14 protein-coding genes are annotated in these 14,777 nt (G+C 66.3%); 7 read left to right on the forward strand and 7 right to left on the reverse strand.

What is annotated here, in order from left to right:
• The 4 genes from AX702_RS19940 to AX702_RS19955 all read left to right on the forward strand — a co-directional run.
• A partial coding sequence (locus AX702_RS19940; RefSeq protein ID WP_066782131.1) for a DUF885 family protein occupies positions 1–1,561 on the forward strand: 1,561 nt, incomplete at its 5' end.
• 3 nt (positions 1,562–1,564) lie between these two features.
• Positions 1,565–2,044, forward strand: a complete 480-nt coding sequence (locus AX702_RS19945; protein ID WP_066782132.1) for a DUF3830 family protein — start codon at positions 1,565–1,567, stop codon at positions 2,042–2,044.
• A gap of 13 nt (positions 2,045–2,057) precedes the next feature.
• Positions 2,058–2,957: a bile acid:sodium symporter family protein gene (locus AX702_RS19950; RefSeq protein WP_066782133.1), complete on the forward strand. Its 900-nt coding sequence runs from the start codon at positions 2,058–2,060 to the stop codon at positions 2,955–2,957.
• 144 nt (positions 2,958–3,101) lie between these two features.
• Complete coding sequence (locus tag AX702_RS19955; RefSeq protein WP_066782134.1) at positions 3,102–4,403, forward strand: NAD(P)/FAD-dependent oxidoreductase; 1,302 nt, start codon at positions 3,102–3,104, stop codon at positions 4,401–4,403.
• 377 nt (positions 4,404–4,780) lie between these two features.
• Here AX702_RS19955 and AX702_RS19960 read toward each other — a convergent pair whose 3' ends face one another.
• The 3 genes from AX702_RS19960 to AX702_RS19970 are packed head-to-tail and all read right to left on the reverse strand — an operon-like array spanning position 4,781 to position 9,133.
• A complete protein-coding gene (locus AX702_RS19960; RefSeq protein ID WP_082746393.1) occupies positions 4,781–6,223 on the reverse strand; it encodes an indolepyruvate oxidoreductase subunit beta family protein in 1,443 nt (480 codons plus the stop codon).
• Positions 6,223–8,349 carry an indolepyruvate ferredoxin oxidoreductase subunit alpha gene (locus tag AX702_RS19965; RefSeq protein ID WP_066782135.1) on the reverse strand — a complete coding sequence of 709 codons (2,127 nt, stop codon included), beginning with the start codon at positions 8,347–8,349 and terminating at the stop codon, positions 6,223–6,225. The genes AX702_RS19960 and AX702_RS19965 overlap by 1 nt, the downstream gene beginning before the upstream one ends.
• A gap of 4 nt (positions 8,350–8,353) precedes the next feature.
• The gene (locus AX702_RS19970; RefSeq protein WP_066782136.1) at positions 8,354–9,133 is read right to left on the reverse strand and encodes a cyclase family protein; all 780 of its coding nucleotides are present in this window, start codon (positions 9,131–9,133) and stop codon (positions 8,354–8,356) included.
• A 194-nt stretch (positions 9,134–9,327) separates the two neighbouring features.
• Between AX702_RS19970 and AX702_RS19975 the strand changes: the two genes are divergently transcribed.
• On the forward strand, positions 9,328–10,695 hold the full coding sequence (locus AX702_RS19975; RefSeq protein ID WP_066782137.1) for an amidohydrolase family protein: 1,368 nt from the start codon (positions 9,328–9,330) through the stop codon (positions 10,693–10,695).
• A gap of 381 nt (positions 10,696–11,076) precedes the next feature.
• Here AX702_RS19975 and AX702_RS22250 read toward each other — a convergent pair whose 3' ends face one another.
• Entirely contained in the window at positions 11,077–11,565 is a 489-nt protein-coding gene (locus AX702_RS22250; RefSeq protein WP_156455610.1) for a hypothetical protein, read from the reverse strand.
• A gap of 671 nt (positions 11,566–12,236) precedes the next feature.
• Between AX702_RS22250 and AX702_RS19980 the strand changes: the two genes are divergently transcribed.
• Positions 12,237–12,455, forward strand: coding sequence for a hypothetical protein (locus tag AX702_RS19980; protein ID WP_066782138.1), 219 nt, complete (start codon positions 12,237–12,239; stop codon positions 12,453–12,455).
• Positions 12,456–12,590: 135 nt separating this feature from the next.
• Positions 12,591–12,860 (forward strand): cupin domain-containing protein, encoded by a 270-nt coding sequence (locus tag AX702_RS19985; protein WP_066782139.1) that lies wholly within the window; start codon positions 12,591–12,593, stop codon positions 12,858–12,860.
• Between the two features lie 227 nt (positions 12,861–13,087).
• On the opposite strand, the gene AX702_RS19990 is transcribed toward AX702_RS19985, so the two are convergent.
• The 3 genes from AX702_RS19990 to AX702_RS20000 all read right to left on the reverse strand — a co-directional run bounded on the left by AX702_RS19990 (position 13,088) and on the right by AX702_RS20000 (position 14,731).
• Entirely contained in the window at positions 13,088–13,459 is a 372-nt protein-coding gene (locus AX702_RS19990; protein WP_177179202.1) for a MarR family winged helix-turn-helix transcriptional regulator, read from the reverse strand.
• Between the two features lie 365 nt (positions 13,460–13,824).
• Positions 13,825–14,229, reverse strand: coding sequence for a RidA family protein (locus tag AX702_RS19995; protein ID WP_066782141.1), 405 nt, complete (start codon positions 14,227–14,229; stop codon positions 13,825–13,827).
• Between the two features lie 13 nt (positions 14,230–14,242).
• Positions 14,243–14,731 carry a VOC family protein gene (locus AX702_RS20000; RefSeq protein ID WP_066782156.1) on the reverse strand — a complete coding sequence of 163 codons (489 nt, stop codon included), beginning with the start codon at positions 14,729–14,731 and terminating at the stop codon, positions 14,243–14,245.
• Positions 14,732–14,777: the final 46 nt, after the last annotated feature.

Raw genomic sequence — 14,777 nt, forward strand, 5'->3', positions numbered from 1 at the left:
GGCGGTGACCCAGCCGGCGACCAGCGACGACGTGCCGCGGATCGAGCGGCCGGCAGGCTGGGCGCCCGACTGGACGCCGGCCGGCGTGACGGCGCAAAGGGCCAAGCTTGCCGCGTTCGATGCCCGCTGGAAAGCGCTGGCGAGCGCCCCGCGCAGCCCGCAGGAAAGAACCGACTATCGCCTCGTCGGATCGGCGCTGGCGCGGGTGCATTGGGAGCTGGATCACGTCGCCGCGTGGCAGCGCCAGCCGCATTTCTATGTCGCGCAGGCGATCGAGCCGGTGTTCGAGGTGCTGCTGCCTCCGCCGCCGGTGGAGCGCGCGCGCATCGACGAAGTGATCCGGCTGCTCGGCCGCGTGCCGGCGACGCTCGCGGCGGGGCGGGCGAACCTGACCGACATGCGCGGGCCGTTCGTCGCGATCGCGCGTGCGCAGATCGACGAGGTGCCGGCCAGCCTGAACGGCATGGCGGCGGGGCTGACGCCCTTTGCCGATGCCGCGCAGGCGGCGAAGCTCAAGGTGGCGGTTGCGGCGGCGATCGAGGCATTTGCGGAGTTCGGCGCCTATCTGAAGGCGAAGCAGGGCGGCTTGCCGGCCACGACGGCAGTGGGCGCGGACGCCTATCGCTTCTTCCTCGACCAGGTCGCGCTGATCCCGCATGCTCCCGAAGAGCTGCTGGTGATGGGCCGGCAGGAATGGGCACGCGCCGTGCTGTTCGAGACGCTGGAGCGCAACCGCAATCGGGGCGTGGCGGAGCTGCCCATCGGCGCTTCGATCGGCGCAGTGACCGCGCGGCTCGATGCCGAGGAACTGAAGGTGCGGCGCTTCCTGACCGAGCAGCGGCTGCTGACGGTGCCGGACTGGGTGGGCCATTACAATGCGCTGCCATTCCCGGCCTATCTCGCGCCGATCGGCTGGCTGGGACGGACGTTCGACCTGACCGGCCCGTCGCGCGTGGGGCAGAATGCGACGGTCTATCTGCCCGATCCGTCGCCCAAGCTCGGCTATTTCAACCTGTCGATCACGCGCGATCCGCGTCCGATCATCGTGCACGAGGGCGTGCCAGGGCACTTCTTCCAGTTGAGCCTCGGCTGGAAACATCCCGATCCGCTGCGCCGCCATTATTACGACAGCGCCGCCAATGAGGGCACCGGCTTCTATGCCGAGGAAATGATGCTGCAGGCGGGCCTGTGGGCCGATGCGCCCAAGACGCGCGAGATCATTTACAATTTCGCGCGGCTGCGCGCGCTGCGCGTCGAGGTGGACGTGAAGCTGGCGCTCGGCGCGTTCTCGATCGCGCAGGCGGCGGATTACCTCGAGAAAACGGTGCCGATGGACCGTGCCACCGCGCTGGAGGAAGCCGCGTTCTTCGCTGCCGCGCCCGGCCAGGCGATCAGCTACCAGATCGGCAAGATGCAGACGCTGGAGTTCCTTGCCGAGGCGCGGATCCGCGAGGGTGACGCGTTCGACCTGCGCCGTTTCCACGATTTCCTGTGGCTGAACGGCAATGTGCCGATCGCGCTGCAACGCGACGAATATCTGGCCACTCTGGGGGAGCGCTGAGCCATGCGGCTGATCACGTTGAACGAGCCGGTGTCGGGATTGTCGGCGCGCTGCGAGCTGCTGGAGGCGGCAGCGCCGCAATCCTGTGCGTTCCTGTGGGACCTGGCCGAGCGCAAGGCCGGGTTCGAGGCGCTGCATGCGATCTGGACCGGGCCGGAAATCTCCGTGCCGATGCCGGCGAGCACGCTGCCCGCGGGCATGGCGACGCCGCCGATCCCGTTCGAGAACGCCACCTCCTATCCCGATACCGGCGACATCGTGCTGGCGTATCTGGCGGCGGGAAGCACCAAGGGGCTGCCACCGGGCGAATTCTACGACATCGGGCTGTTCTACGGCCCGGGCGGGCGGCTGCTGATGCCGTTCGGCTGGATCCAGGCGAACGTGTGCGCGCGCATCCTGCCCGAGGACCTCGCCAAGGCGCAGGCCGATTGCCGCACGATCCGGCGCAACGGCGCCTGCACCATCACGCTCGCCACCGCCTGAGGATCGCCGCGCCATGACCTATGCCGATCTGATGGACCTCTTGGGCAATTGGTTCCTGCCCGGATCGCTGATCGCGGTGATGGCCTCGATGGGCCTGTCGCTGACCGCCGACGACTTCCGCCAGGTGTTCCGCAACAAGCGCGCGCTGATCTTCGGCGTGTGTTCGATGCTGATCGTGCCGCCGGCGATCGGGCTGACGCTGGCGCTGACCGTCGCCCCTACGCCGGCGCTGGCCGTCGGCTTCGTGCTGCTCGCGACCACGCCCGGCGGGATGCTGTCCAACCTGTTCACCGACATGGCGAAAGGCGACCTGGCGCTGTCCATGTCGATGACCTTGCTGCTCAGCATGATCTACATCTTCGTCATTCCCTTTTATGCGCATTTCGCGCTGCTCCACTTCATGGGGCTGGAAGCGGACGTGCAGGTGCCGCTGGCGTCCTTTTTCTGGGACATCTTCTCGATCACGGTGCTGCCAGCGGCGGTCGGCTTTACGGTGCGTGCGCTGCGGCCCGCCTTCGCGATCTGGTTCAAGCGGTACCTGAAGAACGCCGCGACGATCGTGCTGTTCAGCTCGTTCGGCGTCATCCTGGTCGATCAGATCCCGGTGCTGCGGCAGAATCTGGGCGCGCTGTTCTGGATCACCGTGGCGCTCAACCTGATCATGGTCTGCGTGGTGATGACGATCGTGCGCTTCGCCGGGTTCAGCCGCCGCGAGAATATCGCGATCGGCGTCGAGCATCTGATGCGGCAGGAAGGCACCGCCATTTTCATCGCGGTTTCCATTGTCGGCAACAATGAGATGTCATTGCCGATGATCATGAACACGCCCGTCGCGCTCTGCTTCGTGCTGCTCTTCGTTGCCATCGCGCGGCGGATCGAGCGCACGCCGCAGGTCGCGCCGGTGACTGCCTGAGCCACGCTTGACGAAACCAGCGCCGGCCGCGGCGCGACAGGAAAGTATGAGTATCATGACGTTGCCCCAGTCTGCGGGTGTCGTGCCGGCACCAGGCGCGCCGCACGCGACGAACCCCGGTCCCCTTCGCGCGAAGATGCGGTGATGCTGCACCAGCCGATCCGTCCTCCGGTGGACGAGCTGCCCTCATCGGCGACGGTCTGGTCGGCGACTGCCGTGCCGGCGCCGACATTGCCGTCACTGGCCGGTGACCTCGACACGGACGTGCTGGTGATCGGCGGCGGCGTGGCCGGGCTGACCACCGCGCTGCGCCTGGCCGAAGCCGGCGTCCAGACCGTGCTGCTGGAGGCGGGCCAGCCCGGCGACGGCGCCACTGGATGGAGCGGCGGGCTGATCGCGCCTGATTATATCCGGCACACGCCCGAGACGATCGGGCGCGTGCTGGGCCGCGCCAAGGCGGAGAAGCTGACGCGCATGGTGGGCGGCTCCGCCCGCGGCGTCTTTGACCTGATCGCCCGCCACGGGCTGGAGTGCGAGGCGCGCGAGGACGGCTTTTACGCGCCGGCGCACAATGCCGCGCTTGCGGAGACACAGCGGCGCGTTGCCAACCAATGGTCGTCGCGGCGCTTCAAGGTTTCGTTCGTGGAGGGCGAGCGGATCGAGCAGGTGTTCGGCGCCGAGCGTTACGTCGGTGCCTTGCGGTTTGCCGAGGGCGGGAGCGTCAATCCCCTGGGCTATGCGCGCGGGATGGCAGCGGCGGCGCGGCGGCTGGGCGCCGGCGTGTATGCCGACAGCCGGGTGCACGCGTTGCGGCGCGAGGGCGATCGCTGGGTGGCGCGCACCCCCGGCGGCACCGTTACGGCGCGGCGACTGGTGCTGGCGGCCAATGGTGGCAATGCGGGCCTGCACCCCGCGCTGCGGCGCACGGCGCTGCCGCTGCACGTGATCCAGTTCGCCACCGCCCCGCTATCGCCCGAGGAGCGCGCCGTGATCCTGCCGGAGGGCGGGGCGTTCACCGACAAGGTGCCGTATCTGTTCACCGCGCGCATCGACGATCATGGCCATCTGATTTCCGCCTTTGCCACCTCTTATCTGGTCAAGGGGCAGCGTGCCCATGTGCGCGAGGCGCGGCGGCGGGTGGCGCAGCATTTCGCCGCCCTGCCGAACCCGCGTATCGATTATCTGTGGGAAGGGGTGGCGTGGCTCAACGCATCCTTCCTGCCCGAAGTCTATGATCTGGGCGATGGCGCCTTTGCGATACAGGCCGACAATGGCCGCGGCATTTCGCTCAACACGATGATCGGCACGGAGATGGGCGCGATGCTGGCGTCGAACGATCGCGAGGCGCTGTCCGTGACGCCGCGCGCACCGACGCCGATCCGCATGCATGCAGGCGCGGCGATGCTGCCCAAGGTGCTGATGTCGATGGCTTACCTGTCAAACTGACGTGGCGCGGGTGTGTTTCACCCGACGATAAGGCTGTCGATCCTGAGCTTGCGCAGATATCGGCGCGCGGGGTGGATGCGGGGATCCGGGTCGGATGCGCTAGCAGCATCCGTTTGCCCTGAGCCTGCCGGAAGGGCGTGTCACGCAGGCCAGCGCTCGGGGCACGTGCTTCGACAGGCTCGGCACACTTGGGATGCAAAGCGGTGCGACCATTCGTCATGCCGGGCTTGTCCCGGCATTCAACCGTCGGATGGCGCTATCGCTCGCTCCTCCTGCCTTGGCGTAAGCGGCACGGATCCCGGCTCACGGCCGGGTGACAGTGAAAGCAGGAAATCGCACCGGCCTCATGTTCCAGTCCGGCTCGGAAAGCTGGGCCGCTACGACGCCAGCGCCTGCCCCAATGCCACGCCATCCTCGTCCGCCAGCGCTGCTTCGCGCAGGCGCCGGATGCCCGCGGCGTCCAGCCCGCCGGCGCGGTAACGATCGGTGATGCGCATGTAATTGCCCAGTCCGCGCGCGAACGTGTCGCCATAGCCCTTGATCAGCCGCTGGCATTTGACGAGTTCGAGGCCGGCGTCTGGCGCGGCGTCGTGCACCAGCGCCAGCCAGTCCGCGATCCGCGCCTGTTCGTGGCCGTAGCGAAGGGTGCCGCGGCGCCAGCGGCGCATGGCGGCGAGCAGCCACAGGACGATGAACCAGCGCACGCTGGTCGTCTCGACGTGGCGCCCCTTGCGGAACATGGGGGCGAGCCATTGGCCAAGACGCTCGCTGGCGAGGATGCGCCCGCCGAGCCAGCCCGGGAGCGTCTCGCAGATCTCCTCCAGGCGCGGGTGCATATATTCGGTGACGGCGATGATCTGGTCGGGCTTCGCCTTCACCTCGCCGCGCACGCGGGCGAGGCGCGTCTCGCGCACCTTAAGGTCGGCGACGCGGATCGTGTCATCATAGGCCATCCATAGCGCGAGATGGCGGGCGGCTTCGGTCAGCACCGCGGGATCGTCGCTCACGGCGACGAGCCGGTCGAGGTACAGGCCGGCGTAAGCGGCGTCCTGATAGTCCATCAGGCGGCGAACGCCCTCGATGGCGAAGGCGTGCGCCTCCACCGGCAGTTGCGCCTGTATCCGGGCGAGCAGCGCACGGCCGGCAGGGGAGGTCGGCACGGTCGCGGGCGCGGCGATCAAGGCCGGCTCGGGATGGCCCTGGGCGGCTTCGAACCCTGCGTCGAACCCTTTGAGGCTCGCCTCGACCGCCTTGCCGCCAGCGCGGATTGCGGCCTCATACGCCTCGCGTGGGAAGGGGAGCGCCTCGCTGCCGGCCAGCGCGCCGAACATGACGGAGCTGATCACCGTACCGGCACGGTCGGCGGCGGCGTCCATGTCGAAGCCGATGAAGCGCCTCGACCGTTCCTGCGCGGCCGCGACGATCCGCTCGCCACTGGCGCGGCCGTCGCCCATCGCCGACTTCTCGTCGATGGCATAGACGCGGTGGGTGGAACCGATCAGCACTGTCTGCTTGCCGACGAAACCGCGCAGGATCGCGCGGCCGGCCTCCATCAGCTCGGACGCGACGACCACGTCGACGTCGCCCGGCACGGGGGTGAGCGCCAGCACCGGCTCGCTGTCGCCGGCTGGGATCATCTCGACATAATAGATCGTGGCGCCGGTGCGCTGCGCGACGCCCGGGACCGAGGTTCCTTGCGCGACATAGCCGTTGGCTTCGCCGAGCTGCACCACCCAGTCGGCAAGCACGCCGCCCCCTTGGCCGCCGAGGCCCAGGATGGCGATGGTGATGCGCCGACCCGTCTTCGAGATCTCTTCCATCAGAATGCCCTCGCGGCGATCGAGCGGCTGGTGCGCCGCTGCAGCGCGCCGATCACCCAGTCGCGGACCCGCTGCCGCCACCGGTCGCGGCGGTCGGGATTGGCGATGATCTGGGCCTTGTAGAAGCTGGGGCAGAGCACCGCGGCATGGCTCACCTCGCCGCAGACGCCGCAGCCGACGCAGCTGTTCTCGACATGCGCGATCGGATCCTGGCGCAGCGGATCGGGATTGGGCTTGATCGTCAGCGAGGGGCAGCCGGAGAGACGGATGCAGCTGTGGTCGCCGGTGCAGGTGTCGGGATCGACGCCGAACCGCTCGCGCACGACGCGCTCGCCGTTCTTGATCGCCTTGGCCATCAAGGGCTTTACGCGGCGCTGGCGGTTGAGCTGGCATTCGGACTGGGCAACCAGCACCTTGGGGCCCTTTTCGGGCGCGACCAGCGCATCACGGATGGCGTCGCGCATACCGGCGACGTCATAGGTGCGCGTCATTGTTTTTGCCCAGCCGATGCCGACGCCGCGCACGGCCTTTTCGATCGGATTATTGGTCTTGCGGTGTGGCGGTTTCGCGCGCGAGGAGAGGATGTCCTGGCCCCCCGTGGCGGCGGAATAGCCGTTGTCGACGATGATGGTAAGGTTATCGTCCTGGTTGAAGACGGCGTTGCCGATGCCGGAGGTGAGGCCGTTATGCCAGAAGCCGCCATCACCCATGATCGCGATCGCGCGCTTGTCGCGGGGCTTGAAGGCGGAGGCGCCGGCGGTGCCCAGGCCATAGCCCATCGTGGTGTTGCCGATATGGAAGGGCGGCAGGATCGAGAACAGGTGGCAGCCGATGTCGGCCGAGACGTGGAACGCGCCGAGTTCCTTCTGCACCAGCTTCATCGCGGAGAAGATCGGGCGCTCGGGGCAGCCGGTGCAGAAGCCGGCGGGGCGTTGCGGGACCATCGCGGGTGACAGCGCGGGCGCGGGGGCCGGCGCTGCCTCGGGCGGCGCGCGGTCGGGGGCATGGGCGCGGAGGAACTTGGCGATGCCGTCGCGGATCACCGCGCCACCATATTCGCCGGCGCGGGGGAGGACGTCCTTGCCGACGATCTTCGTCTGGAGATCGGCGCGGCGGACGAGCGTGTTGAGCTCGTGCTCGATGAATTCGGGCTGGCCTTCCTCGATCACCAGCACCGCGCTCTTGCCCGCACAGAAGTCGCGGACCTCGTCGGGGATCAGGGGGTAGGTGACGTTGAGGACGTAGATCGGCAGCTTGGCATTGCCATAGGCGTCCGACAGGTCGAGCAGTTCGAGCGCGCGGTTCAGCGAGTTGAACAGGCCGCCCTGCACGATGATGCCGATGTCGTCGTCACGCGTACCGAAATGCTCGTTGAGCTTGTGCGTGCGGATGAAATCGAGCGCGGCGGGCCAGCGCTGTTCGATCTTCTCGACTTCGTGGAGGAAGTTCGCTGGCGGGAGCACGATGCGGTCGGTGTCCCGCACCGGGGCCTCGGCGGCTTCGGCCACCGTCAGCGGCGGGCGCTTATTGTCCTTGGCGACGAAGCTGCCCGTCACGTGGCAGGCGCGCACGCGCAATTCGAGCATCACCGGCGTGTTGCTCGCCTCGGAGAGCTGGAAGCCCTTTTCCACCATGTCGACAATCGCGGTGAGGTTCGGCCGCGGATCGAGCAGCCACATCTGCGACTTCATCGCGAAGGCGTGGGTGCGCTCCTGCATGATCGAGGAGCCCTCGCCATAATCCTCTCCGAGGATGACGAGCGCGCCGCCGGTGACGCCGCCCGACGCGACGTTGGAGAGCGCATCGGACGCCACATTGGTGCCGACGACCGACTTCCACGCCACCGCGCCGCGCAGCGGATAATTCACCGAGGCGGCAAGCATCGCGGCGGCGGTCGCCTCGCTGGCGGAGGATTCGAAGTGGACGCCAAGTTCGCGCATCAGGTCATTCGCGTCGGCGAACACGTCCATCAGATGGCTGATCGGCGAGCCCTGATAGCCGCCGACATAGGCCACGCCCGATTGCAGCAGCGCCTTGGTGACGGCGAGAATGCCCTCGCCGTGAAAGACATCGCCGTCGCCGAGCCTGAGCTGCTCGACCTCCGCCTTGAACGACCGCTCCGCCATCGCCTCAGCCGGCCACGAAGGCGAGGACGCGCAACGGGCTGCCCGAGCCGCCGGCGATCTTGAGCGGGGTCGCCACGACCAGCGCGCCGGTCGGCGGAAGGAGATCGAGGTTCGCCAGGCATTGCAGGCCGTAGCGGCCCGCGGCGTGGAAGAAGCTGTGCGCCGGATATGCCGGCTCCAGCAGATGCGCCTGGCCGGCATCGGTGCCGATCGTCTCGACGCCGAAGCCGTGCGCGTCGCGCTCGTCGACGAGGAAGCGCACCGCCTCCACCGACGGGCCCGGGGTGTGCGCGCCGTCCTCGCGGCGATTGGTGTAGGCTTCGCCCTCGCGCTTCGACCAGTCCGTGCGCAGCATCACCCAGCTGCGCGGCGGGATTTGGCCGTATTCGGCCTCCCATGCTTCGATATCTTCGACGGTGAGGAGGTAATCGGGGTCCGCGGCGCATTGGGTGCTGATGTCGATCACCACCGCGGGAGCGACGAAATCGGCGGGCGGCACGGTGTCGAGCGCGTTGTTGGGCAGATCCTTGCCAGTGACCCAATGGATCGGCGCATCGAAATGCGTGCCGGTATGCTCACCGACGGTGAAATTGTTCCAATACCAGGCGACGCCGCGTTCATCGTAGCGCGAGATTTCCTGCTGGCTGAAGCCGGCGCACTGGCCGAACTCGGGCGGCAGGACGAGCGTGGGCGTGTCGGGCGACAGCGTCTGCGTGAGGTCGATCGTGCGGATCGCGCCGGTGGCGATGCCGGTGGCGAAATCGTTGAGGGTCTGGCTGGTCATGCGTGGTCCTTTCGGGGCCAATGCGTGCGAGGATGACGCGGCGAGCGTGCGGCTTCAACGGCAAGATCGTTGCGCCATACGCGACGATTCCGCGTCATCGTTGCGTCACATGGAAGCAAAAAGCGCTTGTGCGGTCAACGCAAACATGCGCCAAATCACGTGCAATTCGTTATATCGAGAAATGGGGGTCGGCGATGGCGGATCGGCGGATGGTGCGCGCGTGGGTGTCGGGGATGCTGGGGGCGGTGGTTCTGTCGTCGCCGGTGGTTGCTCAAACGAAGCGCGCCATTCCCGAGACGACCGACGATGTGCGCCGCATCCCGATCCCGCCGATCGATCGCAGCCGAGAGCCGATCCTGGTGCTGACCGGCGGCACGTTGATCGACGGTCGCGGCGGTGCGCCGATCGCCAATGCGGTGGTGGTGACGCAGGGTGACCGCATCCTCGCCGCCGGCCCGGCCGCGAGCACGCCGGTGCCCGCCAATGCCGCGCGCACGATCGACGCCACGGGCATGTTCGTGATGCCGGGGCTGATCGACCTGCACATCCATTTCACGCAGCAGCGCGGGCCAAACATGGGGGCCTATTCGGACGGCCCGGCCGCCGCCGCCATCCGCGGCACGGCGCTGGCGAGCCAGCTGGTCGACGCGGGCATCACTGCCGCGCGCGACGTGGGGACGATGGACGACGTCGCGCTGCGCATCAAGGAAGCGGTCGACCGCGGCATCATCCGGGGTCCCCGCGTCATGTGGAGCGGGCGGATCATCTCCAGCACCAGCGGCCATGGCGACGAAGTGACCTCGACCGCCACGGGGCGGCAGAAGCCGGGGCTGGGCGGCGCATCGCACGGCAACAACGGCCCGTGGGAATGGCGCGCGGCGGTGCGCGAGCAGGTGCGCGTGCTGGCCGACTGGATCAAGCTCGGCGCGCCGGGCGACCAGGAGGAAATCGCCGCCGCGATCGACGAGGCGCATTCGCTGGGCGTGCCGGTGGCGATCGACAGCTACGGCAAATACACCGACTGGGCGATCGCGGCCGGCGTCGACACGCTGGAGCACCCGCTCGACATGAGCGACCAGGCCGTGCCGCTGATGAAGAAGCACGGCACGGCGTTCGTGCCGACGATCGGCGCCTTCGATAACCTGCTGGAGGGCGGCTATCCGACCGCCGGCATCCCCACCGGCGGCTTCTACCACACCCATTCGCGCCGCTTCGTCATCGATCAAGGCGATCACCTGAAGCGCGTCGCCGAGGCGCATCGCGCGGGCGTGCCGATCGGGGTGGGGACGGACATCCCGTTCGAGAATGAAGTGCGCTACCCGGACGCTTATTTCCGGGAGCTGGATTATCTGCGCCAGGCGGGAATGAGCAACGCCGACGTGCTCGCCTCCGCAACGCGCGTTGGGGCGACAATCATGCGGATGGGCGACAAGCTCGGCACGGTGGAGCCGGGCAAGATCGCCGACCTGCTGGTGGTGGGCGCGAACCCGCTGGCGGACCTCAAGAACCTGCGACAGGTGCGGTACGTGGTGGCGGACGGGAAGATCGTGGTCGCGCGGTAAAGGGCTGGCGTTCTGTTGGTGGCTGCCCTTGCGGGGAGGGTGATGTCCGTTGTTGGGAGGTTAGCGGACGAAGAACTTCGCAATTCTAGCGGGCCAAAATCGCAATTACGGGCGCGAGTAAGGCATATACGGCAACGATCACTCTCGTACTGTTCGCGTATCCCCGCCGAGCCAAAAACCAACCGAACAACAGCGGCAAAGTCAGAAGAGCAAGCATAAGAGGGCCGCTAATATGGCGACTTTCTGAGTCGCTTTGATCAACACCGGATTGGCTGGTCACGTCAGGCATTGCCTCTTCTAACCATCAGCACTTGTCGTCCGCAAATGGGCGAAAGGCGACGTTTCCTTATAGCGCACGATTATTGACTCGCGTTGGTGAGTCTAGTGCCGCAGCGCTCGCAGAACCGACCTTGCCTCCGCGGCAAGATCACTGCCGTCTTTTAGTTTCTCGTGATGGAACTTGACCTGCCAAAGCGCATCCGCTTCTACGATGGAGAAACCACATGACATAAACAAGCCAACTTCGATAGACTGCTCGTTGCAGATCACGGCTCCCCATGGCATCTGCTTTAGAACAACATCCCCCTTTTTACTTCCGTATCTCGAACGATCTGATTTTTCAAATCGTGGATCATATTCGAACGTTAGACTGCGCTCCGTCAATCTACCATGCTGCATGTTTGTAGAAAATTGAACATATCCCGCATCTACAGAGACTGGCTTGATCACAGATGAGTCTTCCGGGATCGCGTAGGTCGAAGACCCGATTGTAACCAAGTCACCTCCGCGGGCGACGCCGCCAGCGATTATCAAGACGATTACAAACCCCGTTGAAAGCAGCAGGCTCCAAGGGCGATCACCAAGCCACATCGATCATCCTAGTCGAAGCCATCCAGGTTGCTGATCACTGCCAAGCCCTAAAATCACGTGTATGACGATACCGCCATGTCCACTTTTGGCCGTTTTCAGCCCGACAGCTTTCGGGATCGTCGGCGGGTTTCATAGACGCCCGGAACGTGGTGGATGCGGTCATTGTCAAGCGCGCACGGCTTCGGCATCGTTGATGGATGTTTCAAGCGCTCCGATTGGCTATGCTTGTTGCTGCTCCGCTTGCCACGCCGGCGTGTGTAGGCCGAACAGCCCCGACGCCGTTTGGCGTGACCATTCGCGGGTCTACCTCCGCCTGCAACATCGAGGTTGGAGGGAAAAGAGTTACGACGGATGAATTGCTGGTTCTCGGTCGTTCAGCGGTAAAGTCCGCACAACGCGCCTATGTCGAACAGGACATGGCGGAAGTTCCTTGGCGTTGCGTCGCTGGTGTAATCTACGCGCTGCAAATGGCAGGGTTCAAGATTGTCAACGTAACGGGGCGCGAGCGCTGAACCGGAAGTGGCGCAACGTCCGCAAATCGGCGTCTTCAGCGCGGCCTGTTTCTCTCAGGTTTCCGGCGACCACGGGCGCCCGGAGTTGGCGGGAGAGCGACTATTGCGGGCATTGAGGTAGAGTGAGATCTTGTTGGCGCAGCGTCGAGGGAGATCGCCATGCTCGAAGGTTTCGCGCTCCTCGCAGCCATGATCTCACAGCAGGTGCCGCCTGTTCCCGGCGGCTGCACCGAGCCTGCGGCCGAGAACAGGGGGAAGTCGGGCTGCTTCCTGAGCACGGAGATCTCGCTCGGCTCGCCTCCCGCGACGCTCTACTGGCACATCGTTCCCGCCAGGGACGAAGCGGAGGCACATCGGCTTGGTAGAGGGCGCGCCTAGAGCGTCGCCGTGCAGGCTCATGACCGCTGGTGGCTGTACGTCCTGTCTGCGCAGAAAGTCGTCAGGTCATTGCCGCCGCATCATGTCGCGGGGCCATTTCATTCGACAAAGGGAAAGCCGATCACGGCCCGGTTCATGGAATCATGGTTCCCGGCCGGCATGCGCACGCGCGTGCACAGCCACTCCGGGCCGGAGGGCTTCTACGTTATCGACGGTGAGCAATGCACGCAGAGCCCGACCGATCGGCGCGTCATCAAGGCCGGTGAAAGCTATATCGTGCCGGGTGGCGCACACCTGCAGGCGGCACCAAAAGGGCGCCGCAGCCTCGTGCTGATCCTGGCACCTGCGGGCGAGCCCTGGATGCGCCTGAACGACGATTGGAAAGGCGGCGATTTCTGTCGCTGAACATCCGCTAGGCGGCGATCCCGGACGGTGGAATCGGCTGAGACGGCTGTTCGCCAGCGGATACCCTTTCACCATCGTCGCGCAGGCGGGGATCCGTGGTCTCCGCGCAGCGCAAGAGGAGCGCGTCCGGAAAGCGGAGTGGCGGGGAAGGCGGCGGAGGGTAGCGCCCGTGGCGTTCCCTCCATCATGCGGGCGAATGGAGGGAATGAAGGGCGTACCCGCCCGCTTTACTCGATCGGCAGCTTGCTCAAATTCGCGCCGATCTTGTGCAAGGTGCGCAGCAGGTGGGCGATGTCGCGGTTGCTGATGCCTTCCATCGCGCGGTCGAACTGGCGGCCGACGATGGGGGTCAGCTTGCGCAGCATCTGCTGGCCCGCGGGGCTCAGCGTCACGTCGGTGATGCGGTTGTCGTCGGCGTTGGGCTCGGTGGTGACGAGGCCCTGTTCGACCATGCGGTCGATGATCCGGCTGACCGTGGAGCGCTTGGTCAGCGCGGCTTCTGCGATCGTGCCGATCGAGGCGGGTGCGCGTTCGCGCAACACGGTGAGGATGCGATAAATGGGTTTGGACACGCCGTGCTTGTGCAGCACCTTGTCCATGTCCTCATGATATTTGAAGTCGGCGTGAGCGATCAAGTAGAAGGGCGAATTCTCCAGCCGGAAACTCGGGCTGTTCGGGTCATAGCTACTGCGGTTTTCCATTCGATCCTCTGCCATGCCCCGGCTTCTCTGGCCGCCATTGCTGAAAGCTTAGGCGGGAACTTCTTTCCCGATCAAGCCGCCGGCCCGGCGCAGGACGCGACGGCTTCGACACGGAGCCGGAAATTAGCCGAAGGCATGTGCTTTTGCACGTAATTTCTGATCTCTGCGTTAGTGGATTCGTGCGGCAGGCTGATGACACGGGAGCAAGAAAACGCCCGCGCCGGGGAGCGGCGCGGGCGCTGGATCGTGGCGGCAAAGGCGTGTCAGTCGAGCGCGGCGGTCGCCTCGATCTCGACCAGGAAATCAGGCAGCGCGAGCGCGGCGACGCCGATGAAGGTGTTGGGGGCCGGCATCGCATCGCCGTAGAAGGCGCCGATCGCGCCCAGCACGGGGCCGAGCTTGTCGGGGCTGTGATCGACGACATAGGTGCGCAGCCGCACGACGTTGGCAGGCGTCGCGCCGGCTTCTTCGAGCACGGCCTTGAGGTTGGCGAGCGCCTGGGCGGTCTGTGCGGCGAGATCGCCGGCGCCGACGACATTCCCGTCCTTGTCCCACGCCACCTGCCCCGCGAGGTGGAGCGTGCGGCCGCCCGCCTGCAGGCTGGCGTGCGAGAAGCCGTAGCCGACCGCATCGTAGAGGCCGGCGGGGTTGATCTTGGTATTGGCCATCGGGCGGTCTCCTTCAGTCGACGATTTCGAGCTGGTGCCCGAAGGGATCGAGCACATAGACATTCTTCTTGCCGGCGAGCGGGCCGGCATCGATGTGGATGATCTCCGACGCGGTGCAGCCGTGCGCGGTGAGATAGGCGATCGCGGCCTCGACATCGTCGACCTTGAGGCCGAGGTGATGCCCGCCGCGATCGCAATTGCGCGGCAGATCCTGGCGGCGGTCGACAGGCTTGTCGTACTGGACGAGCTGAAAGTTCATGTTGTCGGTGAGCTTCATCATCACCAGCGTGAGCCGGGCGCCGGGAACGCCGACATGCGTTTCCATCCAGTCGCGGCCCTGATCGTCCAGCGGGATGTCGGCGGCGTCCATCGGCCCCATGCGGAACAGCTCCTCGGCACCGATCACGTCGCGGTAGAAGGCGACGGCGGCGTCCAGGTCGGGCACCGTCCAGGAGATATGGTCGACCGAGAGGAAGCGGGGCTTGGGCGGCGCGGCGCTCATGGCAAACTCCTTGAGGATGAGGCGCCAGTGTGCGGGGGCGGCGGCG

The organism is Sphingomonas sp. CCH5-D11, assembly GCF_001557395.1.
In the GTDB taxonomy this organism is placed as follows: Bacteria; Pseudomonadota; Alphaproteobacteria; order Sphingomonadales; family Sphingomonadaceae; genus Sphingomonas.

Coding starts and splice junctions, on each gene's coding strand:
- AX702_RS19985 (WP_066782139.1), top strand. CDS start 12,591: ATGGAATCATGGTTCCCGGCCGGCATGCGCACGCGCGTGCACAGCCAC.
- AX702_RS19960 (WP_082746393.1), bottom strand. CDS start 6,223: ATGGAAGAGATCTCGAAGACGGGTCGGCGCATCACCATCGCCATCCTG.
- AX702_RS19950 (WP_066782133.1), top strand. CDS start 2,058: ATGACCTATGCCGATCTGATGGACCTCTTGGGCAATTGGTTCCTGCCC.
- AX702_RS19965 (WP_066782135.1), bottom strand. CDS start 8,349: ATGGCGGAGCGGTCGTTCAAGGCGGAGGTCGAGCAGCTCAGGCTCGGC.
- AX702_RS19995 (WP_066782141.1), bottom strand. CDS start 14,229: ATGGCCAATACCAAGATCAACCCCGCCGGCCTCTACGATGCGGTCGGC.
- AX702_RS19945 (WP_066782132.1), top strand. CDS start 1,565: ATGCGGCTGATCACGTTGAACGAGCCGGTGTCGGGATTGTCGGCGCGC.
- AX702_RS20000 (WP_066782156.1), bottom strand. CDS start 14,731: ATGAGCGCCGCGCCGCCCAAGCCCCGCTTCCTCTCGGTCGACCATATC.
- AX702_RS19970 (WP_066782136.1), bottom strand. CDS start 9,133: ATGACCAGCCAGACCCTCAACGATTTCGCCACCGGCATCGCCACCGGC.
- AX702_RS19975 (WP_066782137.1), top strand. CDS start 9,328: ATGGCGGATCGGCGGATGGTGCGCGCGTGGGTGTCGGGGATGCTGGGG.
- AX702_RS19980 (WP_066782138.1), top strand. CDS start 12,237: ATGCTCGAAGGTTTCGCGCTCCTCGCAGCCATGATCTCACAGCAGGTG.
- AX702_RS19955 (WP_066782134.1), top strand. CDS start 3,102: ATGCTGCACCAGCCGATCCGTCCTCCGGTGGACGAGCTGCCCTCATCG.
- AX702_RS19990 (WP_177179202.1), bottom strand. CDS start 13,459: ATGGACAAGGTGCTGCACAAGCACGGCGTGTCCAAACCCATTTATCGC.
- AX702_RS22250 (WP_156455610.1), bottom strand. CDS start 11,565: ATGTGGCTTGGTGATCGCCCTTGGAGCCTGCTGCTTTCAACGGGGTTT.